This window comes from Blastococcus saxobsidens (genome assembly GCF_010682065.1).
GTDB lineage: Bacteria > Actinomycetota > Actinomycetes > Mycobacteriales > Geodermatophilaceae > Blastococcus > Blastococcus saxobsidens_B.
The window spans coordinates 159,746-184,658 of record NZ_JAAGWG010000007.1 but is presented as its reverse complement, the minus strand read 5'-3'; the positions used below and the strand labels follow the sequence as shown (position 1 = coordinate 184,658).

The window sequence follows — 24,913 nt, the reverse complement described above, 5'->3', positions numbered from 1 at the left end:
GCGCGCTCCCCGGATCCGGTGCCGGGTCCGCGACAATGGAGCGGTGACCGCCACTCGTCTGCCCGAGACGGACGCCGGGTCGGGGCCGAGCGCCCCCGACCGGCGCCCCCTGGCCGACGAGCTGCGGCGCATCCGGCGCGGTCTGTGGCGGCGGGCCGGCACCGGCCGACGGCGGCTGCGACAGGCCACCCGCCGGGAGGCGCGCCGTGCGCTGGCCACCTGGCGCTCCTCGCTGCAGGTCCGCATCGGCGCCATCACCACGGTGGTGGCGGGCACGGTGGTGGTGATCGTCAGCATGGTGCTGTTCAGCCAGATCCGGGACCAGCTGCTCGACGTCAAGCGGCAGGCCGCGATCGACCAGGTGCAGGCCGGCGTCGTGTACGCGCAGAACGAGGTGGCCGGCATCGCCACCGGCGACGCGGCGAGCGTCCGCTCCACCCTCGACCGCACCGTGAACGCGCTGCTGCAGCGGGGCGGGGCCGCCGGCGACTTCGACGTCGTCATGGTCTACCGCCCCGCCAACCAGGACCGGACGACCACCACCCGCCGGCCGCTCTACGAGGCGCTGCCGCGGGAGCTGCGGGCGGCCGTCGACTCCGGCAGCCAGGCGTCCAAGTACGACCAGGTGCCCGACGCCACCGGTGACCTGCAGTCGACGCTGCTCGTGGGCTCGCCCGTCTCCGGTGACGCACAGGGCCCCGACCGCATCGAGCTGTACTACGCCTTCCCGCTCCAGCAGGAGCAGGAGAGCCTCTCGCTGATCCGCAGCACCGTGGTCATCAGCGGCGTGGCGCTGACCCTCCTCGTCGTCGGCATCGCGGTGCTGGTCACCCGGCTGGTCGTGGACCCGGTGCGGCGCGCGGCCGGCACGGCGCAACGGCTCGCGGAGGGCCAGCTCGAGGAACGCATGGTCGTCCGTGGTGAGGACGACCTCGCCCGCCTGGCCACCAGCTTCAACGCCATGGCCGACAGCCTCCAGCGGCAGATCACCCAGCTCGAGGGGCTCTCCCAGCTGCAGCAGCGGTTCACCTCCGACGTGTCGCACGAGCTGCGCACCCCGCTGACCACCGTGCAGATGGCCGCGGAGATCCTGCACGAGTCCCGCGACGAGTTCGCCCCGCACGTGGCCCGCTCCGCCGAGCTGCTGCACACCGAGCTCGACCGGTTCGAGGCGCTGCTCACCGACCTGCTGGAGATCAGCCGCTACGACGCCGGCGCCGCCGTCCTGGACTCCGCACCCACCGACCTCGGCGCGCTGGTCGACCGGGTCGTCGACGGCATGACGGCGCTGGCGCTGCGGCACGAGTGCGAGCTGCAGGTCACCGTCCCGGCGGAGGCGGTGCTCGCCGAGGTCGACGCCCGCCGCGTCGAGCGCATCCTGCGCAACCTGGTGGGCAACGCCATCGAGCACGGGGCCGGGCACCCGGTGGAGATCACCCTGGCGTCCAACCGTTCGGCCGCCGCCGTGACGGTCCGGGACCACGGCGTGGGGCTGAGCGCCGGGGAGGCCCAGCACGTGTTCGACCGATTCTGGCGGGCCGACCCCTCCCGGGTGCGGACCGTCGGCGGCAGCGGCCTGGGCCTGTCGATCAGCCTCGAGGACGCCCGTCTGCACGGCGGCTGGCTGCAGGTGTGGGGCCAGCCCGGCGCCGGTGCCCAGTTCCGCCTCACGGTCCCCCTGGTGGCGGGGGAGGACCTGACCAGCTCGCCGCTGCCGCTGCGCCCGGTCCGGCTGCGCCGTGCGGGAGGCCCCCGATGAGTCGCCGACGCACGCTGCCGGCGGTGCTGCTGGCCGCGGCGCTGCCCCTGGTGTCGTGCTCGACGGTGCCCAGCAGCTCGCCGACCAACATCATCACCCAGGCGCCGCAGCGCCCCGCGGAGTCCGTCGGCATCGAGCCGCTGCCGCCGGCGCCGGGCGCCAGCCCCGAGGAGGTCGTGCGCACCTTCATCGATGCCTCGGCCAGCACGGTGTCCCCGCACCCCGTGGCGCGTCAGCACCTCACGCCGCTCGCGGCCGAGACCTGGCAGGACGAGACCGGCATCAGCATCATCCGGACCGACTACGCCACCGCGATCACCGACTCCGGGACGGTGGCGGTGACGGCGAACCTCGTCGGCACGGTGGACCCGCGGGGCGTCTTCACCATGAGCGGCCGCGACCTCTTCACCCGCGAGTTCCGCCTCGAGCAGGTCGAGGGCGAGTGGCGGCTGAGCGACCCCCCGGACGGCCTGATCATGCTGCAGCCTGACTTCGAGCGGCTCTACGACCAGATCCAGTTGTACTTCCTCGACCCGACCGAGCAGCGGGTGGTGCCCGATCCGCGCTACCTGATCGCCGGGGAGTCGCAGCCGACGCAGGCGGTGGACCGGCTGCTGGCCGGCCCATCGGCCCCGCTGGCCCAGGGGGTCCGCAACCCGATCGCGGGCGTGCGGCTGAGCCGGGCGGTCACCGTCGAGGACCAGCTGGCGACGGTCGAGCTGACCGGGCTGCCGGCCGAGCCGTCGCCCGAGCTGGCCAAGATCTGTGCCCAGCTGGTCTGGACGCTCACCCAGCTGGATCGGCCGCGGATCAACGAGGTCGTCGTCCTGGTGGACGGTGAGCCGGTGCAGCCGGCCGACGTCCCGGAGCAGCAGACGGTCGAGGACTGGGCGGCCTTCGACCCCGATGCGGTGCCGATCGACGGCGTCGGCCACTACCTGGAGGGCGGTGCCCTGCGCACGGTCCTCCGGGGCGAACCGACCCCGGGGCCGGCCGGCGAGGGCGCCTACGGGCTCAGCAGCGCCGCCGTGTCGGCCGAGGAGGCCAGCGGCCGGCTGTCCTTCCTGGTCGGCGTCCGCCCCGACCCGACCGGCGCCACGCTGCTGGCCGGCCCGTACGACGGCGAGCTCTCCCCGGTGCTCAGCGGAGCGACGCTGAGCGCTCCCACCGTCGCCGCCACCCGGAGCGAGGCCTGGGTGGTGCGGGACGGCACCGAGGTGGTGCGGGTCCCTGCCGGTGGTCCGCCGCAGCCGGTCGCCGCCCCCACGCTGGCCGGGCTCGGCCGCACCGAGGTCCTGCAGCTCTCCCCGGACGGTGTCCGCGCGGCCGTCGTCGTCGACGGCCCGGGGGGCCGCCGGCTGTACGTGGGCACCGTCGTCCGGTCCGACGACGGCGCCGTGGTGCTGCGCGACCTGCGGGAGGTGGCGCCGAGCCTGGCCCAGGTCACCGACGTCGCCTGGCGGGACAGTGCCACGCTGCTCGTACTGGCCGGGGACGAGGGGGAGGACCGCATCGTCCCGTACGCGGTGGGCGTCGACGGGTGGGGGCTGGTGCAGGTGACCACCTCCGGGCTGCCCAGCCAGCCGACGTCGCTGGCTGTCGCGCCCGACCGGCAGGCCCTGGTCATCGCCCAGGACACGATGTGGCAACTGGCCGGCGGGACGTGGGTGACGCTGGTCCGCGGGGCGGAGCCGTTGCCCGGCGCGGCGCCGTTCTACCCGCTCTGAGCGTCGCGCCCCGTCCACAGGGGAAGGACCCCGTCCTCCTCAGGCCTCGCAGGCTCGGCCCGAGCCTCGGGACGGGGCCATAGGCTGCGGGAATGGCCGGTTCGACGCTCCGGGAGGTGGGGGCTGCGCTCGCCGACCTGGTGCTGCCGCGCACCTGCGCCGGCTGCGGCGTGCCCGGCCGCAGCGTCTGCCCTCCGTGCGCCGCGCTGCTCACCGTGCCGCGGCTGGCCCAGCCGCGCCGCTTCCCGGTGGGCCTGCCACCGACCGTGGCCGCGGGTGCCTACGCCGGTCCCGTGCGACCGCTGGTCAACGCCTTCAAGGAGCACGGCCGCGCCGAGCTGGCCCGGCCCCTCGGGGCCGCGCTGGCACTCGCGGTCGCCGCCGTCCGCCTCGGGTCCCTGCACCCGGCCGCCCCCGTGGTGCTCGTGCCGCTGCCCGCGTCACGGGCGGCGCTGCGGGCGCGCGGGCGGGACCACGTGCGCGAGCTGACGTCCCGGGCGGTGACCGAGCTGCGGGCCGCCGGGGTCCCGGCCCGGCAGCAGCGGCTGCTCCGCCGTCGCGGGCGGGTGCGTGACTCCGCCGGGCTGACGCCGGCGCAGCGCCGGGCCAACCTCGCCGGCAGCTTCGCGCCCGACCCGGGTGCCGCGGCCCCGCCACCGGGGGCGTTGCTCGTGCTCGTGGACGACGTCGTCACCACCGGGGCCACGCTGTGCGAGGCGGCGCGGGTGCTGTCGGCCGGGCTCGCACCGGACTCGGCACCGGTGCTCGCGGCGGTCGTGGCGGCCACACCGAGACCGTCGGGGACGACGCCCGGGGCGTGTCCCGGGCCCGGCCCGTACCGGCTCCCGACCGTCCCCGGCCACGACCTCGATCGACTGTCGGGACCACGGCGGAGGGACTAGCGTCGAAGCGACCAATACCCGTCCCAACCGGGAGGTCTCATGGAGATCGTGGTCCGTGGTCGTAACGTCGAAGTTCCCGAGCACTACCGACAGCACGTCGAGGACAAGGTCGGTCAGCTGGAGCGGTTCGACGCCAAGCTCTCGCGCATCGACGTGGAACTGTTCCACGAGAAGAACCCCCGCCAGTCGGCCGCCTGCCAGCGCGTGGAGATCACGCTGCGCGGCAAGGGGCCGGTGGTCCGGGCCGAAGCCGCCGGCCCCGACTTCTACGCCGCGCTGGACCTGGCGTCCGGGAAGCTGGACAACCGGCTGCGCCGGGCGGCCGACCGCCGCCGCGTGCACCACGGGCGCCGTACCCCGGAGAGCGTCCGGCTCGCCGGCAGCCCCCTGGACGCGGGGCACCCCGAACTGAACATCGAGCAGCAGCTCCAGCTCGACCGCGAGCTCGCCTCCGGGCCGCACGTCACCGAGCTGGACGAACACCTGCCCGGCCAGGTGGTGCGCGAGAAGCACCACCCCGCCACGCCGATGACCGTCGACCAGGCGCTCCACGAGATGGAGCTGGTCGGTCACGACTTCTTCCTCTTCCAGTGCGCCGACACCGGGCAGCCGACGGTCGTCTACCGCCGGCACGCCTACGACTACGGGCTGATCCGGCTCGATCCCGTCGCGCAGGACGGCGCGGCACCGGTGCCCGCCGCCCCCGAGGCGGCGACCGTCTGACCCTGGGCGGGGGCGCGGCCGACCGCGCCCCCGCCCGGTCGCCGGATCAGGCGTTGCCGAGGATCCGGTCGACCGAGATCTCGATGACGACGCGCGCCGGGTTCTCCCTGGGCTGCCGGTACCGGCGTGCGTAGCGCTCGACCGCGTCGGCGACGGACTCGGCGTCGTCCCGGACCACCGCCGCTCCTTCCAGGGTCGCCCAGCGCCGCCCGTCCACCTGGCAGACGGCGACGCGACCCTGCCCGTCGCGGACGTGCCGCGCCTTCGCCGACGTGCCCGAGGTGATCACTCGTGCGGTGCGCGTCGCGGCGTCGTAGGTGACGCCGACCGGCACCACGTGGGGCGTGCCGTCGGCGCGCAACGTGGTGAGCGTGGCGAGGTGCCGCTCGGTGAGGAACTCCAGCAGGCCGGGGCCGGGGTCGGAGAGGTCGCGGGCCATACCGGGAGCGTACGGATGGGGCGCGTGGTGCCCGGGCGCCGCTCCAGGCGGTCGGGGGGACCGCACTGCCGACCGGGCCGCCTACGCTGGGGACGTGGTGTTCTCGAAGATCCTCCGTGCCGGTGAGGGCAAGCTCGTCCGTCGGCTCTCCAGAATCGCCGATGCGGTCGAGTCGATCGCCGACGACTACACCGACCTCACCGACGCCGAGCTGCGGGCCAAGACCGATGAGTTCAAGGAGCGGCACGCCGACGGGGAGTCCCTCGACGCGCTGCTGCCCGAGGCCTTCGCCGTCGTCCGGGAGGCGGCCACCCGGACGCTGGGCCAGCGGCACTTCCGCGTCCAGCTGATGGGCGGTGCGGCGCTGCACCTGGGCAACATCGCCGAGATGCGCACCGGTGAGGGCAAGACCCTGACCGGCGTGCTGCCGGCCTACCTCAACGCGCTCACCGGCAAGGGCGTGCACGTCGTCACGGTCAACGACTACCTGGCCAAGCGCGACGCCGAGTGGATGGGCCGCGTGCACCGCTTCCTCGGGCTGAGCGTGGGCACGATCCTGTCCGGCCAGACCCCGGCCGAGCGCCGCGAGCACTACGCCGCCGACATCACCTACGGCACGAACAACGAGTTCGGCTTCGACTACCTGCGCGACAACATGGCGTGGAGCAAGGCCGACCTGGTCCAGCGCGGCCACCACTACGCGATCGTCGACGAGGTCGACTCGATCCTCATCGACGAGGCCCGCACCCCGCTGATCATCAGCGGCCCGGCCGAGACCGCGGGCAAGTGGTACCTCGAGTTCGCGCGGATCGTCCCGATGATGAAGCGCGACGTCCACTACGAGGTGGAGGAGGCCAAGCGCACGGTCGCCGTCACCGAGGAGGGCGTGGAGTTCGTCGAGGACCAGCTCGGCATCGACAACCTCTACGAGGCGGTCAACACCCCGCTGATCGGCTACCTGAACAACGCGCTCAAGGCCAAGGAGCTGTTCAAGAAGGACCAGCAGTACATCGTCAGCAACGGCGAGGTCCTCATCGTCGACGAGTTCACCGGCCGCGTGCTGGCCGGGCGCCGCTACAACGAGGGCATGCACCAGGCCATCGAGGCCAAGGAGAAGGTGAAGATCAAGGACGAGAACCAGACGCTCGCCACGATCACCCTCCAGAACTACTTCCGGCTCTACGAGAAGCTCTCCGGGATGACCGGTACGGCCCAGACCGAGGCCGCCGAGCTGCACCAGACCTACAAGCTGGGCGTCGTGCCGATCCCGACGAACCGGCCGATGGTCCGGCAGGACCGCTCCGACGTCATCTACAAGACGGAGCAGGCGAAGTTCGAGGCCGTCGTCGAGGACATCGCCGAGCGCCACGAGGTCGGCCAGCCGGTGCTGGTCGGTACCGCCAGCGTCGAGAAGTCCGAGCTCCTGGCGAAGTTCCTGCTCAAGCGCGGCATCCCGCACGAGGTCCTGAACGCGAAGAACCACGCCCGGGAGGCGACGATCATCGCCCAGGCCGGGCGGCCGGGCGCGGTCACCGTGGCCACCAACATGGCCGGTCGGGGCACCGACATCCAGCTCGGGGGCAGCGCCGACTTCATCGCCGACGAGACGCTCCGCGCCCGGGGGCTCTCCCCGTCGGAGACGCCGGAGGAGTACGAGGCCGCCTGGGACGAGGCGCTGGAGGTCGCGAAGGCACAGGTGAAGGCCGAGCACGAGGCGGTCACCGAGGCCGGCGGTCTGTACGTGCTGGGCACCGAGCGGCACGAGAGCCGCCGCATCGACAACCAGCTGCGCGGCCGCTCCGGCCGCCAGGGCGACCCGGGGGAGTCGCGCTTCTACCTCTCCCTCGGCGACGACCTGATGCGCCGGTTCAACGGCCCGATGCTCGAGTCGATGATGAACACCCTGCGGGTGCCCGACGACCAGCCCATCGAGTCGAAGATGGTCACCCGGGCGATCCTGTCGGCGCAGACCCAGGTGGAGCAGCAGAACCACGAGGTCCGCAAGGACGTCCTGAAGTACGACGAGGTGCTCAACCGCCAGCGCACCGTCATCTACGACGAGCGGCGCAAGGTGCTCGACGGCGCGGACCTGCACGAGCAGGTCCGCACGATGGTCGACGACGTGGTCGCCGCCTACGTCGACGGCGCGACCGAGACCGGTTACGCCGAGGACTGGGACCTCGAGCAGCTGTGGACCGGCCTCAAGGCGCTGTACCCGGTGGGCCCGACCATCGACGAGCTCGTCGACCAGGTGGCCGGCGGGGAGCAGACCGACCTCACCCCCGGCAGCCTGAAGCAGGCGCTGCTCGACGACGTGCACCGTGCGTACGCCGACCGCGAGGCGAAGCTCGGCGCGGAGGTCATGCGCGAGCTGGAGCGCCGGGTGCTGCTCTCGGTCATGGACCGCAAGTGGCGCGAGCACCTCTACGAGATGGACTACCTGCGGGCCGGCATCCACCTGCGCGCGATGGCCAACCGCGACCCGGTCGTGGAGTACCAGCGCGAGGGCTACGACATGTTCGTGGCGATGCTCGACGGCATCAAGGAGGAGTCGGTCGGCTTCCTCTTCAACCTCGAGGTGAAGACCAAGGACGAGCAGGAGGCGGAGGCCAAGGCCAAGCAGGCCGAGGCCGAGGCCAAGGCGCTGGCCGCGGCGCAGGAGGGGACGGCGAAGGTGCTGGCCCGCCAGGCCGCCGCTGCCAAGGCCGCCGGGGGCACGACCGCACCCGCTCCCGCGCCGGCGACCACCCCCGCCCCGGCGACCGCCCGCCGGACCAAGCCCGCAGCTGCGCCGGCCGCTCCCGCGGCTCCGGTCGCAGCGGAGCCGGCGCCCTCGGGCACCGGTCCGGAGCTGGCGGTCAAGGGTCTCGACCAGCCCCGGCCTCCGGAGAACCTGACGTACTCCGCGCCCAGCCTGGACGCCTCGGCGGCCGACGGCGGTCGGGCGAAGGCGGCCAAGACCGCGACGGTCTCCGGCACCAAGGAGACCCCGCGCAACGCGCCCTGCCCCTGCGGCTCGGGCAAGAAGTACAAGCAGTGCCACGGGGGAGCCGGAGCCAACTGATCCGCTGACCCGACGACGCCCCGCCGACCACGATGGTCGGCGGGGCGTCGTGCTGTCCGGGGCGACCGGCTCGGCTCAGCCGATCTGCAGGGCGGTGCACCGCCAGCGACCGTCGATGCCCTCCAGGCGGGCGGCGACCGCGTGCGCCCGGCCGGCGCGATGGGCGACGGCGCTGATCTCGGCCACCCCGTCCACCGGCTCGCACACCCGGACCCGGCCGAGGATCACCGGGGCGCTCCCCTCGGCGCACCACCCGGGGCGGCGGCCGCTGGTCAGCGCGGCGTAGAGGCCGGCCGCGGTGAACGGGCGCAGCTGGGTGAGCGGCCGGCGCCCGGTGAGCGCCTCGAGCGTGGTGGTCAGCAGGGCGCGCCCGGTCTCCGCGGCGCCCGGGAGGTCGGACCGCGCCGACCACACCGGCCCGAAGTCGCCGTCGGGCACGGGGGCGGCCAGCGTCCGCGGCCGCGGACCGGGCCGGTGCGCCGGTCGCGGGACCGTGGCCCCCGGCTGCACCAGGCGCAGCGCCGGCCGCTCCTCGAGCGGGGGCTGCGGCGTGGCGACGACGGCCAGCCGGAGTGCCGGGTGGGTGGTGGACGGGGCGGTGCGGGACGGCGCGGTCATCGGGGCTCCCAGGTCGGGCGAGGTAGAGGTGCGGGTCAGGGCAGGACGGGCGGGCGCAGGACCTGGCCCGGCAGGAGGAGGTCGGGGTCGGGGCCGATGACGTCGGCGTTGGCCTGCCACCACGCCCGGACGGCGACGGCCACCTCCGCGGACGTCGGCTCGGAGCCGGTGCCGGCCGCCAGGCGGCGCTCGGCGATGGACCACAGGCAGTCGCCACGGACGACGACGTGCTCACCGGCGGCGACCTGCGGCCAGTCCGGGACCCCGGCGGGGGCGGGGGCCGCCCAGTCGGGGACGTGGGTCGGCTGCCGCTCGGGCACGGTGGAGGCCGCCCAGTCGGGCACGGCGGAGCGGACGGTGGGCCTCGCGAGTTCCTGCGTGGTGGTCGTGCCGTCGACCGCGCCCGCTGCGACGCCAAGCGCCGGCGGGGCGATGCCGAGGCCGATGCCCAGTGCGATCGCGGCGGCGCGGCGGGCACCCGCGGGCAGCACCCGGCGCACCGTGCCGGCGGCCAGATCGCCGGCCAGGCCGGGCAGTGCGGAGGCCGCGGTCAGGAGGAGGCCCAGTGCGCCCCAGGCCCAGGCGAGCCAGGCGAGCAGGCCCACGAGATGCAGCACGAGGACGTCGGCGCCGGCGGCGTCGACGGTCGCCTGCGGAACGGACAGCGCCCCCACGGACTCGGCGAGCGACGGTGCGAGGGCCGTCAGACAGGCGGCGATCGCGGACATGCCGAGCGCCGTGCCGAGCAGTCGCAGTACCGACATGACCCTCCTCTCGTTGACGGGACCACACTAAAGCAAGCAAATGCACGCAAACGCAAGTATCAGCACGATCTAGGCTGTGCGTATGCGGTGGCAGCAGCTCTTCGCGGACCTCCAGGCCCAGTTCGAGGCGGCCGAGGACGCCGAGGGGCGCGCGGAGTGGGCGTCGCGGGCCCGCGCGGAGATGGGCGCTGTCCGGCTCGCCGAGCGGCTCGCCGGCTCGGTCGGCAGCGAGGTCGTCCTCACCTGCCGGGGCGCGGGCCGGGTGACGGGTGTGCTGGCCGACGTCGGGGTGGACTGGCTGCTGGTCGACGACGGGCGCGGTCGTGACCAGCTGGTGTCGACCGGTGCGGTGCGCGCGGTGTCCGGCCTGGGTCGCCGGGCGGCACCGGCCGATGAGGAGGACGCCCCGGTGCGGGTGCGGCTGGACCTGCGGCGGGCGCTACGCGGACTGGCGCGCGACCGGAGCGCCGTTCAGGTCGTGCTGGACGAGGGGACGGTCCTCACCGGGACCATCGACCGGGTGGGCGCCGACCACGTGGATCTGGCCGAGCACGCGGCCGACGAGCCGCGGCGGGCCGGCGCGGTGCGGCAGGTGCACGCCGTCGTCATCGACGCGGTGGCCGTCGTCCGGACACTCCTGCCCGGCTGGGACTGAGCCCGCGGGCTCGAGGACGCGCGGTCAGGCGCGCTGCTCGGCTCCGGCTGCCGGGGTGCTCTCCGGAGTGGCGGGCTCCTCGGGAACCGTGCCGGCCCGGGCCTCGGCGTACTTCTGCTGGATGAAGCGCTCGAGCTCGTCCACCTCGACCCGCCACTGGCCGCGGCCGCCGATCTGGATCGCGAGCAGCTCCTTGCGGCGGACGAGCGCATAGGCCTGCGACCACGAGACGTTGAGGATCTCGGCGACGTCGTCGAGGGTCAGGAAACGGGGCGTGGGCATCTGCGTTCTCCATCCGGTCGCCGCCCAGTCTGTCAGCCGCACCGGTGGAAGGTGACCGTTGTCCACACACGTTCGTGTGGATGGCGGATGCACGGAAACGCATTCGTGTCGCATCATCTGCGTTCGAACGTCGTCCGCACTCGGCAACGGCGTGTCAACGCGCCTTCCTGGGCGTCCGACGTGCTGGAAGAGGTGAGACGCCGTGACCGCCGCCCGGAATCCGGTCAACGTCGATCCCGGGGAGCTCCCGGCCGGGCCGGCGCCCCGCCGGGTCCGCGCCCCCAGCTGGCTCGACCTCCGCCTGGTCCTGGGCGTGCTGCTGGTGCTGGGCTCGGTCCTGCTGGGCGCCCGCGTGGTCAGCGCCGCCGACGCCACCGTGCCGGTGTGGAGCGCCGCCTCGGACCTCGCCGCGGGCACCGAGCTGACCGGCGAGGACCTCGTCGTGGTCGACGTGCGGCTGGACGAGGCAGCCTCCCTCTACCTGTCGGGGAACACCCGGCCGGAGGGCAGCGTCCTGTCCCGCGGCGTGCGCGCCGGTGAGCTCCTGCCGTTCGCGGCGCTGGAGGAGCCGGCCGACCTGGTGCAGGTGGCCCTGCCCGTGCAGGCCGGCTACCTGCCCCCGGGCGTCCAGCGCGGCCGGCTGATCGACGTCTACGCGGTCGCCGACCCCGCCGCCGGCGCCACGGGCCCGGCGGTCGGCAGCGTCACGCTCGTCGTCGGCGGCGTGCCGGTGCAGGCGGTCTCCGGGAGCAGCGAGGGAGTGCTGTCGACGCCGACGACCACGGTCCAGGTCGTGGTCAGCGTCCCCGCGGACGACGCCGCCGACGTGCTGGCCGCCATCGCCGGCCGTCCCCTGGTGGTGGTCGCGCACGAGTCGGTCGTCGACCCGGCGGACCGCCCGGTCACGGTCGGGAGCGCCGCGCGGCCGACCGCTCCCGCGAGCAGCGCGCCCGCGGCGCCGAGCACGCCCCCGGCGCCGGACGTGCCCCCGGCGCCGGCCCCGGCACCGGACGCGCCTCCGCCGGCGGCCGAGGCCCCGGCGCCCGCACCGGCTGGACCGGCCGGCTGATGGCGCTGCAGGTCTTCACCGCGGTCACCGGCGCGGGGTGGGAGTCCGAGCTCGTCGGCGCCCTGGACCGCGACGACCACGGCGTGACCGTCGTCCGCCGGTGCGTCGACGTCGCCGAGCTGCTCGCCGCCGCGGCCACCGGTACCGGTCAGGCGGCCCTGCTCTCCGCGGAGCTCCGCCGGCTGGACGGCGAGACCGTGGCCCGGCTGCACGCGGCGGGAGTCGCCGTGGTCGGGCTGGTCGAACCCGGTGACGAGCGCGCGGCCCAGCGGCTGCGCCAGCTCGGCGTCGTCCAGGTGCTGCCCGCCGACGCCGATCCGCAAGCGATCGCCGCCGCCCTGCGCGACGCCGTCTCCGGCGGGCCGGTGGAGAGCCGGGACGTCGCCGACCTGCGGGGCGCACTGCCGGCGCCGGTCGCGCCGGCGGACGAGCCGGTCCCCGCCGCCGACGGCGGTGGCCGGGTGGTCGCCGTCTGGGGTCCCACCGGCGCTCCCGGCCGCACCACCGTCGCGGTCGGTCTCGCCGACGAGGCCGCGCGGCTGGACGTGCCCTCCCTGCTGGTCGACGCCGACGTGTGCGGCGGCGTCGTCGCGCAGGTGCTGGGTCTGCTGGACGAGTCGCCGGGGCTGGCCGGGGCCGCGCGGCAGGCCGGGGCCGGCACGCTGGACGCGCGCGCGCTGGTGTCGTTGGCATGGGCCGTCCGCCCGCACCTGAGGGTGCTCACCGGGCTGGCCCGCGCCGACCGCTGGCCGGAGCTGCGCCCCTCGGCGGTCACCACGGTCCTGGAGGAGGCGCGTCGCCTGGCCCGCCTCACGGTCGTCGACTGCGCGTTCAGCGTGGAGGACGACGAGGAGCTCTCCTTCGACACGGTCGCCCCCCGGCGCAACGGGGCGACGCTGGCGGTCCTGGAGCACGCCGACACGGTGCTGTGCGTGACCGGCGCCGACCCGGTCGCGCTCCAGCGGTGCGTCCGGGCGCTCGACCAGCTCCGCGAGGTGCTGCCCGACGTCGAGCCCGTGCTCGTGGTCAACCAGCTCCGTCGCGGCCCGGTGCCCGGCGATCCGCGCGAGGAGGTCGCGGCGGCGCTCGAGCGGTTCACCGGCCGGCGGCCCCGCGTGTTCCTCCCGGCCGACCGTCGAGCCACCGATGCGGCGCTCGCCGCCGGCCGCACGCTGGCCGAGGTGGCGCCGGGATCCCCGCTGCGCGGCGAGCTGCGCGCGCTGGCCGCCGAGCTGGCCGGGGTGCGCGCCCCCGCCGCGGGCCGCCGGGGGCTCCTGGCCCGTCGGGCCGGCTGATCGGCGGCGTTTCGCCAGATCCGGGCCCCCGACGTAGCGTGAGGCCCCCGGCCCGGAAGGAGATGCATGATGGAGCGCCTGAGCCCCCTGGATGCCTCCTTCTTCTACCTGGAGGAGCCCGGCACGCCGATGCACGTCGGCGGGGTGCTGATCCTCGAGACGCCCCCCGGCGGCCTGGACGCCCTCGCGTCGCTGATCGAGGCGCGGCTGTCGCTGGTCCCGCGGTACCGGCAGCGCGTCGCCGAGGTGCCGGGGCACCTGGCCGACCCGGTCTGGGTGGACGACCCCGACTTCGACATCGCCTACCACCTGCGCCGCTCCGGGCTGCCCCGCCCGGGCACGGAGACCCAGCTGCTGGAGCTCGTCTCCCGGCTGACCTCCCGGCCGCTGGACCGCCGCCGCCCGCTCTGGGAGGCCTACCTGGTCGAGGGGCTCGGGAGCGGCCGGGTGGCGGTGGTGACCAAGACCCATCCCGCCCTCGTCGACGGCCTGGGCGCGGTCGACATCGCGCAGGTGCTGCTCGACGTCTCGCCCGACGCGCCGGCCCCCGAACCGGCGCCGTGGCACCCGCGTCCGCTGCCGTCGGGCGTGGAGCTGGTGAGGTCGGCGCTGGAGGAGTACCGGCGCCGGCCGTCGTCCCTCGTCGGCGCGGCCCGCGCGGTGGTGACCGACGCGCGCACCACCACCGCCCGGCTCGGTGGGCTGGCCGGCGGTCTGCTGCGCACCGCCACCTCGGCGATCCTGCCGGCGCCGCACAGCCCGCTGAACGCGCCGGTCGGCCGGCAGCGCCGGGTCGCCGTGGCCTGCGCCGACCTCGACGACCTCAAGCGGGTGCGCAAGGCGCACGGCGGCACGGTCAACGACGTGCTGCTCACCGTGGTCACCGGGGCGCTCCGGGAGTGGCTGCTCTCCCGCGGCGAGCCGGTGGTGAACGGGACGTCGGTCCGCGCCCTCGTCCCGGTCTCCGAGCAGGACGACGAGGGGGCGCCGGGCAGCCACGTGTCCTCGCACCTGGTGGACCTGCCGGTCGGTGAGCCGAACCCGCGGGTGCGCCTGACCCGGCTGACCTACGCGATGCGGGGGATCACCCAGCACGGCCGCTCGGTCGGCGCGGACAGCCTCATCGAGCTCAGCGGCTTCGCCCCGTCCACGCTGCACGCCCTCGGGGCCCGGGCCGCCCGCGGGCTGTCCCGCCGGCTGTTCAACCTGGTGGTCACGAACGTGCCCGGCCCGCAGGTGCCCCTGTACGCGGCCGGCGGCCGGATGCTGCAGGTCTTCCCGGTCGTGCCGCTGGCCCGGGGCCAGGGGCTGTCGATCGGCATGACGTCCTACGACGGCACGGTGTTCTTCGGTCTGAACGCCGACCGGGACAGCGTGGGCGACGTCGACGTGCTCGCCGATCTCATCGAGCAGCAGGTCGCCGACCTGGTCGAGGCCTCCGCCTGAGCGGTGCCGTTCCCGGCCGGCGCACGACCGGCCGGGACCGGCCGGATACGGTCGCCCTTCCGACGACGACGAAGAGGTGAGCCGCGTGCGCGTGTACCTGCCGGCGACGACGACCGTGCTGCGGACGCTGGTGGACGAGGGGCGTCTGCCCGCGCCGCAGACGGTCTTCGCCGTGACCCCCCAGCTGCGCGAGTACTACGCCGTCAGCGACGCCGACGCGGACACCGAGGAGCTGGAGTACGCCGCCCTGCTGGCCGCCGCCCGGGCGAGCCTGCGGCTGCTCGACCTCGACCCGATGGCCGTGCGCCGCCGGGCGGTGCTCGCCGCCGACGTGCCGGACACCGCGGTCACCCCGATGGACGACCCGCACGTCGACCCGGGCGCGGCCCGGCTGGAGCAGGAGGTCACCCTCGCCGACATCGCCAGCGCGCACCTCGACGACGCCGACGCAGAGGCCGATGTCCGCGCCGCGGTGAACGTGGTGCTCGAGGCCGACCTCGGCAGCGAGGACGCGCAGTTCGTCGTCGACCAGGCCGAGGGCCACGAGCTGGGCTGGTACGCCACCCAGGAGATCGGCCCGGCGCTCGAGCTGCTCTGACGGCGGGAAACGGGCCGCCCGCGGATGCGACCCCTCCCGGCGTCCGTAAGATCACGACCCGTCCGTCAGCGTCGACATCGGGAGCGAGCACATGCAGTTCGGTCGGTACTACGAGGAGTTCGAGGTCGGCGCCGTCTACAAGCACTGGCCCGGGAAGACCGTCACCGAGTACGACGACCACCTGTTCTGCCTGCTCACCATGAACCACCACCCGCTGCACATGGACGTGAACTACGCGGAGAAGACGACCGACTTCGGCAAGAACGTCGTCGTCGGCAACTACATCTACTCGCTGCTGCTCGGCATGAGCGTCCCGGACGTCTCGGGCAAGGCGATCGCCAACCTGGAGATCGAGTCGCTGCGCCACGTCGCGCCGACCTTCCACGGCGACACCATCTACGGCGAGACCACCGTGCTGGACAAGACGCCGTCGAAGTCCAAGGACGACCGCGGCGTGGTCTACGTCGAGACCATCGGCTACAAGCAGGACGGCACGGTCGTCTGCATCTTCCGCCGCAAGGTCATGGTCCCCAAGCAGTCCTACGGCGAGGCCCGCGGCGGCGAGCAGCCGGGCCGCCCGGAGCCCAAGCCCCGCAGCTGAGCCGGCCGGGGCGTGCCGCCGGTCAGTCCGGCAGCACGCCCCAGCCCGCCAGCGTCTCCACCAGTCGCGCCGTGCAGGCCAGCCCGGACAGGGTCGCGGCGTCGGCGAACACCACGTCGGTGGCGTCGTCGCCGGCCACCGGGACGGCGTCGGGCTCGAGGAGCTCGCAGGCGAGGTCGACGACGTCGTAGACGACCGTCGCCGCCTCGATCCGGATCCGTCCCACCGTGCGCCCGGCGCGGACCCGCAGGCCGGTCTCCTCCAGCACCTCGCGCTCCACCGCCCCGGCGGCCGTCTCGCCGGGCTCCACCCGGCCGCCCGGCACCGACCACAGCCCGCGGCCGGGCTCCTGCCCGCGGCGGATCAGCAGCAGCCGGCCGGCGCCGTCGTGCACGATCGCGCCGACGCAGGGCACGACGGGCCGGGCGTCGTCCCGCGCGCCGGCCGTCACGTGCGCAGGTTACGCATCGTGCGCACCTCCTGCGCTTGACGAAACGAGGGGTTCCGGCGACGGTTGTCGCCGATGAGCGCGTCGCCGGTCTGCCCCCGCTGCGGCGAGCCGCTGGCCGTCCGGCACGGGTCCGACGCCGAGGCCTGGTGCCACGTGCACGGCGCCGTGACGCCGCTGCACCACACCGCGCTGGTCGCGCACGACGCGATCGCCGCCGTCACCGCCGACGCCCGCGTGCCGGCCTGGGTGCCCGACCCGATGCCGTCGGGCTGGGCGGTCACCGGGCTGGCGTGGGGTGGCGAGCCGGGCGCCCGGGCCATCGTCGTCGACTGTGCCGGACCGGCCCCTCTCGGCGGCTCGGCCGAACTGGTCCTCGCCGCCGAGGAGCCGGGGACCGGGGTCGGCTGCGGGTACGCCGGGCTGCCGGGGCTGGACCCGGGCGACGTCATCACCGGTCCCAGCAGCGTCGACATCAAGGCCGCCGGCCAGCGGGCGCCGCTGTGGGCGGTGCCCACCAGCGACGACCGGGCGGCCTTCGTCGGCGAGGCCTACGGCGTGTGGCTGTGGGTGGTCACCTGGCCCATGAACGCCGCCTGGCTGCTGGCCGAGCAGCTGGAGCTGCTGGATCTGCGCGACCGCATCTACCCCGACCTGCCGCTGGGTCCGCCGGGGGAGCACCTGCTGCCGGGGAGGTGACCGGCCGGCTCGCAGAACGCGACGGGCTCCTTCATGATCGGCGCGTCGGACGGACCACCCCTGGGGCCTGTGTTACTCATGGGACGAACGCGTCCGCCGCACCTCCGGCGGGCTGTCCGAGCAGGCCTGCCCTGCCCTTGCCCTCACACCACGGAGGTGGCGGTGAACCTCAAGAAGGTCCTCACCTGGGTGGTCGTCGCCTTCATCCTGTTCTACGTGATCCAGCAGCCGGAGAAGTCGGCCGAGCTGGTGCGCAGCGCCGGCGAGGCGCTCGGCTCCGCGGCGTCGTCGCTGTCGGAGTTCGTCGGCAGCCTGGTCTGACCCGGTGGCCGCGCCCGAGGGGCTGCCGGCCCGCGCCGCCAAGGACGTCGGGAAGTACCTCCTCGACGGCGAGGAGGCCGTGGTGGCCACGCGCCGTCACTGGGCGGTGCTCATCGGGCCGACGGCCCGGTTCCTCCCGGTGTTCCTCGTCGGCGGCTGGTTGCTGGTGCTGGACCCGGAGAACCGGGTCACCAGCACCGTCGGGATGCTCCTGATCCTGTACGCCGTAGGCCTCTACGCCCTGCGCATCGGCGAGTGGTGGATGCGGCACTTCATCGTCAGCAAGCGGCGGGTGCTGCTGACCTCCGGGGTCATCGTCCGCACCGTGACGCTGCTCCCGCTGCGCCGGATCACCGACCTGACGTGGAAGGAGACGCTGTTCGGGCAGCTGCTGGGCTACGGCACGTTCCGCTTCGAGTCGGCCGGGCAGCAGCAGGCGCTGTCGGAGATCACGTTCCTGCCCCATGCCGGGGCGCTCTACCGGCAGGTCAGCGGGCTGCTGTTCACCAGCGACTGGGGCGGGGCCGCGGCCAGCGGCGACGACGAGGGCAACATCGACCCGCCCACCGAGGCGAGCGGCGGCGGGCCGGTGCGCCGGGACACCGAGCCCATCGCCGGGCTGCCCCCGCAGCAGCCGTCCTGACCGCGGTCCACCGGGTGGGCGGCGCGGCCGTGCGGCAGGCTGGGCGCTGATGCGGATCGACCTGCACACCCACTCCTCGGTCTCCGACGGCACCGAGACCCCTGCCGAGCTGCTCGCCTCCGCGCGCGCCGCCGGCCTCGACGTCGTCGCCCTCACCGACCACGACACCACCGGCGGCTGGGCGGCGGCGGAGGCCGCCCGCCCGGCGGGCCTGACCGTCGTCCCGGGCATGGAGCTCTCCTGCCGCTGGTTCCCCTCCGACCAGCCACCGATCAGCGTGCACCTGCTCGGCTACCTGTTCGACCCGCTGCACCCGGCCTTCGCCGCGGAGCGCGCCCGGCTGCGGGACGAGCGGCTGTCCCGCGCCGAGCGGATCGTCGAGGCGCTCGCCGCCGACGGGTACCCGGTGTCCTGGGCCGAGCTCGTGGGGCATGCCGACGGCGGGGTGGTCGGCCGTCCGCACATCGCCGGCGCCCTGGTGCGTGGCGGCGTCGTCGGGTCGGTGGGGGAGGCGTTCACGTCGCTGCTGCACCACCGCAGCCCCTACTACGTGGCCAAGGCCGACACCGACGTCCGCGAGGGCATAGCGCTGGTGCGCGCCGCCGGGGGCGTGCCGGTGTTCGCGCACGGCCTGGCCACCAAGCGCGGCCGGGTCGTCGGCGACGACGCGGTGGCCGCCATGGCCGAGGCGGGCCTGCTCGGGGTGGAGGTCGACCACCCCGACCACAGCGAGGCCGAGCGTGCCCAGCTGCGCGGGCTGGCGGCCGACCTCGACCTGCTCGTCACCGGCTCCAGCGACTACCACGGGGCGAACAAGACGACCCCGATCGGCGCCTGCACCACCGACCCGGAGCAGTTCGAGCGGCTGTTGGCCGCCGGGACGGGCACCGCGCCGATGCGCGGCTGACGTCGGGACCGTCACCGGCCGCCACTACCGTGGCGGGCATGCGCAACCCGACCGACGGCGGGCAGAGCGTCCTGCCCGGCATGCCGCGCCGGCTGCTGCGCGCCTCGCCCAAGTCGCTGGCCGACTTCTCCGACTGCCCCCGCCGCTACCGGTTCGCCAACGTCGACCGGCCCGTCCCGCCGCGCGGCCCGCGGTTCGCCCACCACACCGTCGGGACGGCGCTGCACCAGGTGCTCTCCTCCTGGTGGGACCTTCCGGTCGAGCGCCGCACACCCGGCGCGGCGCGGCAGCTGCTGTACGCGGCGTGGACGCCGGCCGGCTTCCGGGACGATGCGCAGTCCGACCGCTGGAAGGCCCGGGCGGCCGGCTGGCTGACCGACTACCTGACCGACGTCGACCCGACCGAGGAGCCCCGCTCCCGGGAGCGCACGGTCAGCACCACCACCGAGCGCATGACGCTGTCGGGCCGGGTGGACCGCATCGACGAGCGCGGCGAGGAGCTGGTCGTCGTCGACTACAAGACCGGCCGCTCGCCATCGACGGACGACGAGGCACGCGGATCGCAGGCGCTGGCGCTGTACGTCCTCGCCGTCCGCCGCACGATGCGCCGTCCGTGCAGCCGGGTGGAGCTGCACCACGTGCCCAGCGGCACGGTGGCCGCCTTCGAGCACACCGAGCGGTCGCTGGCCAACCACGCCCGCCGGGCCGAGGACATCGCGATCGACATCGGTGCGGCGATGCAAGCCGTCGCCGACGGGGAGGACGCCGACGCGGCGTTCCCCGCGGTACCCGGCGTGCAGTGCGGCTGGTGCGACTTCCGGTCCAGCTGCCCGACCGGTCAGGCCGCGACCCCGGCGCGCGAGCCGTGGAGCTTCCTGCCCGAGGACGACACGGCCACCTGATGGTCCTTCTCTAGGCGGCCGAGACCTCCGCCGTGCGGGCGTAGCCGGCCCGCACGATCGGTGAGCGGTACACCTGCCGCGGCAGGGCCAGGAAGCCGGCCCGGAACGCCCGGAGCCCGGCGGTCGCCGCGGCATCGGTGAGCGCGAGCCCCGGCAGCGAGTACATCCGCCGGGCCCAGGCGGGCAGCAGCGCGAAACAGAGCCCCGCCAGGCCGCCCCACACCGGCCGGGCCGGTGTCAGGACCTGCAGCCACCCGGGCATCGGCGGGAGGAAGAGGTCCCGCACCCCCTTCACGGCTGCGGGGGTGGCCGCCAGCGACGGGCGGATCGCCGCGAAGTAGGCATCGAGTTCGGCCACCGACCGCGGCACCGTCTCCAGCGGCACACCCACCAGGTGCGCGAAGGCGACCTGCTCGTCCACGTACCGGTCGGCGTCCTCGTCGGACACCGCGAGGCCGGCCCGGCGCACGGTGACCAGGATCGACTCGACCGCGCAGTTGTGCACCCACAGCAGCAGGTCCGGGTCGTCCACCCGGTACGGCCGTCCGGTCGTCTCCTCGGTCCCCGACAGCTTCCGGTGGTAGCCCCGCACGCGCGCGGCCATCCGGCGGGCCTCGGTCCGCGTGCCGAAGACGGCCGTCTCCATGTACTGGCCGGTGCGGGTGATCCGCATCCACCAGTCGTCCTTGAAGCCGGCGGAGTTGCGTGCCACGCCGTCCATGGCCACCGGGTGGAGGGCCTGGAGCATGAGCGCCCGCATCCCACCGAGGTGGTACGCGGGATCGCTGTGGATCCGCCACGTCACGCTGCCCGGGCCGAAGAAGCCCCGCCGGTCCTCCTCGGCCGTCCAGTCGTCCGGCGAGGGCAGCGGCGCGAGGCGGCTCATGGCCGCACCCGGGAGCTCGCCCAGAAGTCGCAGAGCACCTCGAGGGTGCGGGGTGGGTTCTCCACGGCGGGGGAGTGGATCGAGTTGTTGATGACCTCGTGCCGCGCGCCCAGCCGCTGGGCCATGTCGGCCTGCACGTGCGGCAGCCAGGCGTCGTCGGCCTCCCCGTGCGCCACCAGCACCGGCACACCGGTGGCCCTGAGCTCCGCGACCCGGTCGGGCTCGGCCAGCATCGCCTCGGCCATGCCCCGCAGCCCGGCCTCGGAGTTGCGCAGGAAGCGGCGGGAGTAGAACTCGCGGGTGGGCGCGGGCACCGACTGGGCCCTGGGATCGGTCATCGACACCTGCTCCAGCGTCTCGTGCACCAGGGCCACTCCGCCGGCGTCCAGCAGCGGGCCGAGGTGGTCGAGCAGGTCGGCCCGGCGGCCGGTCAGCTGGGACGGGCCGGAGCCGAGCAGCGTGAACGTCGTGAACAGCGTCGGCTCGGCGAGCACGGCGGCGCGGGTGACCAGGCCCCCGAAGCTGTGCCCCACCAGGTGCAGCGGGTCGCCGGACTCCTCGCGGAGCACCCGGGCGACCGCCACGACGTCGGCGGCGAGGATCTCCACCGTGTACTGGGTCGGGTCATCGGGGCCGGCCGACTCGTACTGACCCCGCTGGTCGAGCGCGACGACGCGGAACCCGGACTCGGCGAGCGGCCGCAGCAGGGGAGCGAAGTCCTCCTTGCTGCCGGTGTAGCCGGCCACCATCAGCACGGTGCCGCCGGCGGCGTCGCCGCCGGTGTCGAGCGCGGCCAGCGGCCCGGCGCCACCGGGGAAGTCGCGGTGCGCGGCGTCGTGCTCGGCGAGCTGGCGCAGGTCGTCGGGGGCGATGGCGAGGGGCACGGGGAGGGCATCGGAGCCGCCGGGCAGGACCATGGTCCCCAGTGAACCCCGAACGCCGCAGCCGTGCCGCGAGGGGTCGGGTGTTCGTTCCCGGTTCCGCGAGAGGTCAGGCCGGTCCACCGGACGTGGAGCCGCGTCGTGGCCCGGCTCCACGTCCGGTGGACCGGCTCGACCCGCCGGGGCGGCGTCTCGAGCGGGCGCCGCACGTCCAGGTCTCCCCGAAGCGACAGCCCCTTGGCTGGGAGCTCAGCGGAAGCCGAGCACCCGGTCGTCCAGGCGCAGCACGATCGCCGGGCCGACCACGGTGGCGGTCCCGCCGTCCGGCAGCCCCTCGACGGTGAACCGGTCCAGCTCCTCCCCGGAGGCGGGGTCCCGCAGGACGACCGCGCCGTCCTCGGGGACCGCCAGCGGTGCCGCGGCCACATCGGCCCCGGCCGGCTCCCCGGGCAGGCCCGTGGCGGGGTGCTCCCACAGCCGCTCCGCCGACTCCGGGTGGAGGGCGACGAGCGTCCCGTCGGCGTGCAGCAGCACCGCGGCGAAGGTGCTGCTCTGCCGCACGGCGCGGTCGGGGCCGGCGGGCAGCGTCGTCAGCAGCGTGCCGTCCCCGGACGCGAACAGGCGGACCTCGTCGCCGGCCAGCACGCCCACGAGGGAGTCCGCGCCGAGCAGGCGTCCCTCCTCCCGCTCGTCGAGCACGACGTCGCGGGTCCACCGCTCGTCCCCGGTGGAGCCGTCCAGCAGCCGCAGCTGGGTCGCGTCGCCGCCGGTGCACCGCTGCAGGACCGCCACGCCCGCGTCCCCGACGGCGCTGTCGAGCAGCCGGCACCCCGACGGCGGCGCGTAGCGCCAGCGGGTGCCGCTGCCGGTCGGGTCCAGGGTGACCAGACCGCCGCTGCTGGTGGCCAGCACGGTCCGGTCGGTGGAGGAGATGGTCGCGTCGGCGGTGTAGTTGACGTTGCGGGTCCAGGACCGCACACCCGTGCCCGCGTCCAGGGCGACCGCCTCGTCGCAGCGGTCCTCGGTGCGGAACACGGCCACCGCGACGCCGTCGGTGGCGGTCAGCCCGCACAGCCAGGCGTTGTCCCGCGTGTAGCGCCAGGCCTCCTCGCCGGTGACCGGGTCCAGCGCCCGGACGCCGTGGGCGGACCCGACCAGCACCCGGCCGCCCTCCACCACGTCGGTGGGCAGCGGCTCGCCCTCGGCCGACCAGGCGGCCGAGACGGCGCCGGCCGGCGCCCCCGAGGGGACGTCGGCCGGTCGCGCGGTGCTGCTGTGCGTGGCGGCCGCGTCGGACCCCCGCCAGAGGAGGGTGGCGACGACGGCCAGCGCGAGGGCGGCCGCCGTCCAGACCCACACCCGCAGCGGAGGACGGGACACGGTGGCCGCCGGGGTCAGGAGGTGGACTCGGCGCCCGAGTCGCCGCCCGCGCCCTCACCGGAGCCGCTGCGGCCGGCGCCGCCCCGGCGACGGCGACGGCGACGCGGCTTCGCGCCCTCCGTCGAGGCCTCGGCGCCCTCGGCCACCGGGCCCGCGGACTCGGCGGGGGCGTCGGTGCCCTCCGCGCCGCTCCCGCTGCGGGTGCGCCGGCGGGGCCGGCTGCGACCGGCGGGCTTGTCGTCGTCGCCGCTCCGGCCGCCGGGTCCGCGGGAGTCCGAGCCACGGGAGTCCGAGCCGCGGGAGTCCGAGCCTCGGGAGTCGCCGCCGCGCCCGGCCGGGGCCGGGCGGTTGCGCTTGCCGGTCTCGCCGAGGTCTTCGAGCACCTCGCCCTCGAGGCCCTCGCGGGTGCGCTGCGAGCGCGGCAGCCGGCCCTTGGCGCCCTCGGGCACGTCGAGGTCGGAGTACACCCACGGCGAGGTGGAGTAGGTCTCCGGCGGGTCGTCGAAGCCGAGGTCCAGCGCCTTGTTGATCAGCTGCCAGCGGGGGATGTCGTCCCAGTCGACGAGCGTGACCGCGACACCGGTCGAGCCCGCGCGGCCGGTGCGGCCGATGCGGTGCACGTAGGTCTTCTCGTCCTCGGGGCACTGGTAGTTCACGACGTGGCTGACGCCGGTGACGTCGATGCCGCGGGCGGCGACGTCGGTGGCCACCAGCACGTCGACCTTGCCGCTGCGGAAGGCCCGCAGCGCCTGCTCGCGGGCGCCCTGACCGAGGTCGCCGTGCACGGCCGCCGCGGCGAACCCGCGGTCGACCAGCTCGTCGGCGACCTTCTGCGCGGTGCGCTTGGTGCGGCAGAAGACCATGACCAGCCCGCGGTCGCGGGACTGGAGCACGCGGGAGAGGAGTTCGGGCTTGTCCAGGTTGTGCGCCCGGTAGATGAACTGCGTGGTCTGCGGGACCGTCGAGCCCTCGTCGTTGCCGTGGGCCCGGATGTGGGTCGGCTGGGTCATGAAGGTCCGCGACAGCGTGACGATCGGGCCGGGCATGGTGGCCGAGAAGAGCATCGTCTGCCGCTTCTCCGGGACCATCGCCAGGATCCGCTCGATGTCGGGCAGGAAGCCCAGGTCGAGCATCTCGTCGGCCTCGTCGAGGACGAGCGCCTTGACCTTGCCGAGGATCAGGTCGCCGCGCTGGGCGAGGTCCAGCAGCCGGCCCGGCGTGCCGACGACGACCTCGACACCGGTGCGCAGCGACTCGATCTGCGGCTCGAACGCGCGCCCGCCGTAGATGGCCTGCACGCGGATGCCGCGCTTGGTGCCGGCGGCGCCGAGGTCGCGCGCCACCTGCACGCACAGCTCACGGGTGGGGACGACGACCAGCGCCTGCGGGACACCGTCGCCGCCCTCGGCCGGCGGGGTGACCCGCTGCAGCATCGGCACGCCGAAGCCCAGGGTCTTGCCGGTGCCGGTGCGGGCCTGCCCGATGAGGTCGTTGCCGGCCAGGGCCAGCGGGAGGGTCAGCTCCTGGATGGCGAAGGTGCGGTGGATCCCGGCCTCGGCCAGCGCGGCGACGATGTCGGGGTGCACGTCGAAGTCGCTGAACAGCGGGCTGTCGGGGGCGACCGGGGCGCCGCCGAGCTCCTCGACGGTCTGCTCGAGCTCCTCGGGGGCGGGCGCGCCGGTCTCGGCGCGCTCCAGCTCGACGGGGGCGGGGGTGGTGGGGGTCTGCTCGGTGGAGGTCAGTGCAATCGCCTCTGGTCTGCTGGGGGACCGGCTGCGGCAGCGGTGTCGCCGCCTCGCGCCCGTCCCGGTGTGGTGTCGCGGGTCGGTTTCCAGCGCCGACGCGGCCAGCAGAACCGGGCCTCGCAACAGCCCGGGAGACAGCCCCAGGGGCGTCGTCCAGCG

Annotated in this window: 25 protein-coding genes; 16 read left to right on the top strand and 9 right to left on the bottom strand. The window is 75.0% G+C overall.

Annotated features, from left to right (window positions below):
- Positions 1–43: 43 nt before the first annotated feature.
- From mtrB to hpf, 4 genes are all read left to right on the top strand, one after another.
- On the top strand, positions 44–1,759 hold the full coding sequence (mtrB, locus tag GCU60_RS06220; RefSeq protein ID WP_163203263.1) for an MtrAB system histidine kinase MtrB: 1,716 nt from the start codon (positions 44–46) through the stop codon (positions 1,757–1,759).
- Positions 1,756–3,486: an LpqB family beta-propeller domain-containing protein gene (locus GCU60_RS06215; RefSeq protein ID WP_163203261.1), complete on the top strand. Its 1,731-nt coding sequence runs from the start codon at positions 1,756–1,758 to the stop codon at positions 3,484–3,486. Before mtrB ends, GCU60_RS06215 begins: the two co-directional genes overlap by 4 nt.
- A gap of 92 nt (positions 3,487–3,578) precedes the next feature.
- The gene (locus GCU60_RS06210; RefSeq protein ID WP_239520490.1) at positions 3,579–4,388 is read left to right on the top strand and encodes a ComF family protein; all 810 of its coding nucleotides are present in this window, start codon (positions 3,579–3,581) and stop codon (positions 4,386–4,388) included.
- A gap of 39 nt (positions 4,389–4,427) precedes the next feature.
- The gene (gene hpf / locus GCU60_RS06205) at positions 4,428–5,111 is read left to right on the top strand and encodes a ribosome hibernation-promoting factor, HPF/YfiA family (protein ID WP_163203259.1); all 684 of its coding nucleotides are present in this window, start codon (positions 4,428–4,430) and stop codon (positions 5,109–5,111) included.
- Positions 5,112–5,157: 46 nt separating this feature from the next.
- Here hpf and GCU60_RS06200 read toward each other — a convergent pair whose 3' ends face one another.
- Positions 5,158–5,550: a pyridoxamine 5'-phosphate oxidase family protein gene (locus GCU60_RS06200; protein ID WP_163203257.1), complete on the bottom strand. Its 393-nt coding sequence runs from the start codon at positions 5,548–5,550 to the stop codon at positions 5,158–5,160.
- A gap of 94 nt (positions 5,551–5,644) precedes the next feature.
- Here GCU60_RS06200 and secA point away from each other — a divergent pair, with 94 nt between their 5' ends.
- On the top strand, positions 5,645–8,614 hold the full coding sequence (gene secA, locus GCU60_RS06195; protein ID WP_163203255.1) for a preprotein translocase subunit SecA: 2,970 nt from the start codon (positions 5,645–5,647) through the stop codon (positions 8,612–8,614).
- A gap of 75 nt (positions 8,615–8,689) precedes the next feature.
- On the opposite strand, the gene GCU60_RS06190 is transcribed toward secA, so the two are convergent.
- The gene (locus GCU60_RS06190) at positions 8,690–9,232 is read right to left on the bottom strand and encodes an Rv3235 family protein (protein ID WP_163203253.1); all 543 of its coding nucleotides are present in this window, start codon (positions 9,230–9,232) and stop codon (positions 8,690–8,692) included.
- Positions 9,233–9,267: 35 nt separating this feature from the next.
- Positions 9,268–9,996, bottom strand: coding sequence for a LysM peptidoglycan-binding domain-containing protein (locus tag GCU60_RS06185; protein WP_163203251.1), 729 nt, complete (start codon positions 9,994–9,996; stop codon positions 9,268–9,270).
- A gap of 82 nt (positions 9,997–10,078) precedes the next feature.
- On the opposite strand from GCU60_RS06185, the gene GCU60_RS06180 reads away from it, so the two are divergent.
- On the top strand, positions 10,079–10,651 hold the full coding sequence (locus tag GCU60_RS06180; RefSeq protein WP_163203249.1) for a hypothetical protein: 573 nt from the start codon (positions 10,079–10,081) through the stop codon (positions 10,649–10,651).
- A gap of 24 nt (positions 10,652–10,675) precedes the next feature.
- Here GCU60_RS06180 and GCU60_RS06175 read toward each other — a convergent pair whose 3' ends face one another.
- Positions 10,676–10,933, bottom strand: coding sequence for a helix-turn-helix domain-containing protein (locus tag GCU60_RS06175; RefSeq protein ID WP_163203247.1), 258 nt, complete (start codon positions 10,931–10,933; stop codon positions 10,676–10,678).
- 202 nt (positions 10,934–11,135) lie between these two features.
- Between GCU60_RS06175 and GCU60_RS06170 the strand changes: the two genes are divergently transcribed.
- The 5 genes from GCU60_RS06170 (at position 11,136) to GCU60_RS06150 (ending at position 15,942) form a co-directional block, all read left to right on the top strand.
- On the top strand, positions 11,136–12,002 hold the full coding sequence (locus tag GCU60_RS06170; RefSeq protein WP_163203245.1) for an SAF domain-containing protein: 867 nt from the start codon (positions 11,136–11,138) through the stop codon (positions 12,000–12,002).
- A complete protein-coding gene (locus tag GCU60_RS06165) occupies positions 12,002–13,297 on the top strand; it encodes an AAA family ATPase (RefSeq protein ID WP_163203243.1) in 1,296 nt (431 codons plus the stop codon). Before GCU60_RS06170 ends, GCU60_RS06165 begins: the two co-directional genes overlap by 1 nt.
- A gap of 66 nt (positions 13,298–13,363) precedes the next feature.
- Complete coding sequence (locus tag GCU60_RS06160) at positions 13,364–14,743, top strand: WS/DGAT/MGAT family O-acyltransferase (RefSeq protein ID WP_163203241.1); 1,380 nt, start codon at positions 13,364–13,366, stop codon at positions 14,741–14,743.
- 85 nt (positions 14,744–14,828) lie between these two features.
- Positions 14,829–15,341, top strand: coding sequence for a DUF6912 family protein (locus GCU60_RS06155; RefSeq protein WP_163203239.1), 513 nt, complete (start codon positions 14,829–14,831; stop codon positions 15,339–15,341).
- Positions 15,342–15,432: 91 nt separating this feature from the next.
- Positions 15,433–15,942 (top strand): MaoC family dehydratase, encoded by a 510-nt coding sequence (locus GCU60_RS06150; protein WP_163203237.1) that lies wholly within the window; start codon positions 15,433–15,435, stop codon positions 15,940–15,942.
- Between the two features lie 22 nt (positions 15,943–15,964).
- Here the strand turns inward: GCU60_RS06150 and GCU60_RS06145 are convergent, their stop codons facing one another.
- On the bottom strand, positions 15,965–16,393 hold the full coding sequence (locus tag GCU60_RS06145) for an NUDIX domain-containing protein (protein WP_163203235.1): 429 nt from the start codon (positions 16,391–16,393) through the stop codon (positions 15,965–15,967).
- A gap of 72 nt (positions 16,394–16,465) precedes the next feature.
- Between GCU60_RS06145 and GCU60_RS06140 the strand changes: the two genes are divergently transcribed.
- The 5 genes from GCU60_RS06140 to GCU60_RS06125 all read left to right on the top strand — a co-directional run bounded on the left by GCU60_RS06140 (position 16,466) and on the right by GCU60_RS06125 (position 19,862).
- Positions 16,466–17,089, top strand: a complete 624-nt coding sequence (locus GCU60_RS06140) for a DUF6758 family protein (RefSeq protein ID WP_163203234.1) — start codon at positions 16,466–16,468, stop codon at positions 17,087–17,089.
- 162 nt (positions 17,090–17,251) lie between these two features.
- Positions 17,252–17,410: a hypothetical protein gene (locus tag GCU60_RS19815; RefSeq protein WP_165400460.1), complete on the top strand. Its 159-nt coding sequence runs from the start codon at positions 17,252–17,254 to the stop codon at positions 17,408–17,410.
- 4 nt (positions 17,411–17,414) lie between these two features.
- Positions 17,415–18,053 carry a PH domain-containing protein gene (locus GCU60_RS06135; protein ID WP_163203233.1) on the top strand — a complete coding sequence of 213 codons (639 nt, stop codon included), beginning with the start codon at positions 17,415–17,417 and terminating at the stop codon, positions 18,051–18,053.
- 49 nt (positions 18,054–18,102) lie between these two features.
- A complete protein-coding gene (locus GCU60_RS06130) occupies positions 18,103–18,960 on the top strand; it encodes a PHP domain-containing protein (protein ID WP_163203232.1) in 858 nt (285 codons plus the stop codon).
- Between the two features lie 38 nt (positions 18,961–18,998).
- Positions 18,999–19,862, top strand: coding sequence for a RecB family exonuclease (locus tag GCU60_RS06125; protein WP_239520489.1), 864 nt, complete (start codon positions 18,999–19,001; stop codon positions 19,860–19,862).
- A 10-nt stretch (positions 19,863–19,872) separates the two neighbouring features.
- Here the strand turns inward: GCU60_RS06125 and GCU60_RS06120 are convergent, their stop codons facing one another.
- The 4 genes from GCU60_RS06120 to GCU60_RS06105 all read right to left on the bottom strand — a co-directional run bounded on the left by GCU60_RS06120 (position 19,873) and on the right by GCU60_RS06105 (position 24,877).
- Complete coding sequence (locus GCU60_RS06120) at positions 19,873–20,748, bottom strand: oxygenase MpaB family protein (RefSeq protein WP_163203231.1); 876 nt, start codon at positions 20,746–20,748, stop codon at positions 19,873–19,875.
- Positions 20,745–21,665 carry an alpha/beta fold hydrolase gene (locus tag GCU60_RS06115; RefSeq protein ID WP_163203230.1) on the bottom strand — a complete coding sequence of 307 codons (921 nt, stop codon included), beginning with the start codon at positions 21,663–21,665 and terminating at the stop codon, positions 20,745–20,747. The genes GCU60_RS06120 and GCU60_RS06115 overlap by 4 nt, the downstream gene beginning before the upstream one ends.
- Positions 21,666–21,878: 213 nt before the next feature.
- Complete coding sequence (locus tag GCU60_RS06110) at positions 21,879–23,009, bottom strand: PQQ-binding-like beta-propeller repeat protein (RefSeq protein WP_163203229.1); 1,131 nt, start codon at positions 23,007–23,009, stop codon at positions 21,879–21,881.
- A 14-nt stretch (positions 23,010–23,023) separates the two neighbouring features.
- The gene (locus tag GCU60_RS06105; protein ID WP_239520488.1) at positions 23,024–24,877 is read right to left on the bottom strand and encodes a DEAD/DEAH box helicase; all 1,854 of its coding nucleotides are present in this window, start codon (positions 24,875–24,877) and stop codon (positions 23,024–23,026) included.
- Positions 24,878–24,913: the final 36 nt, after the last annotated feature.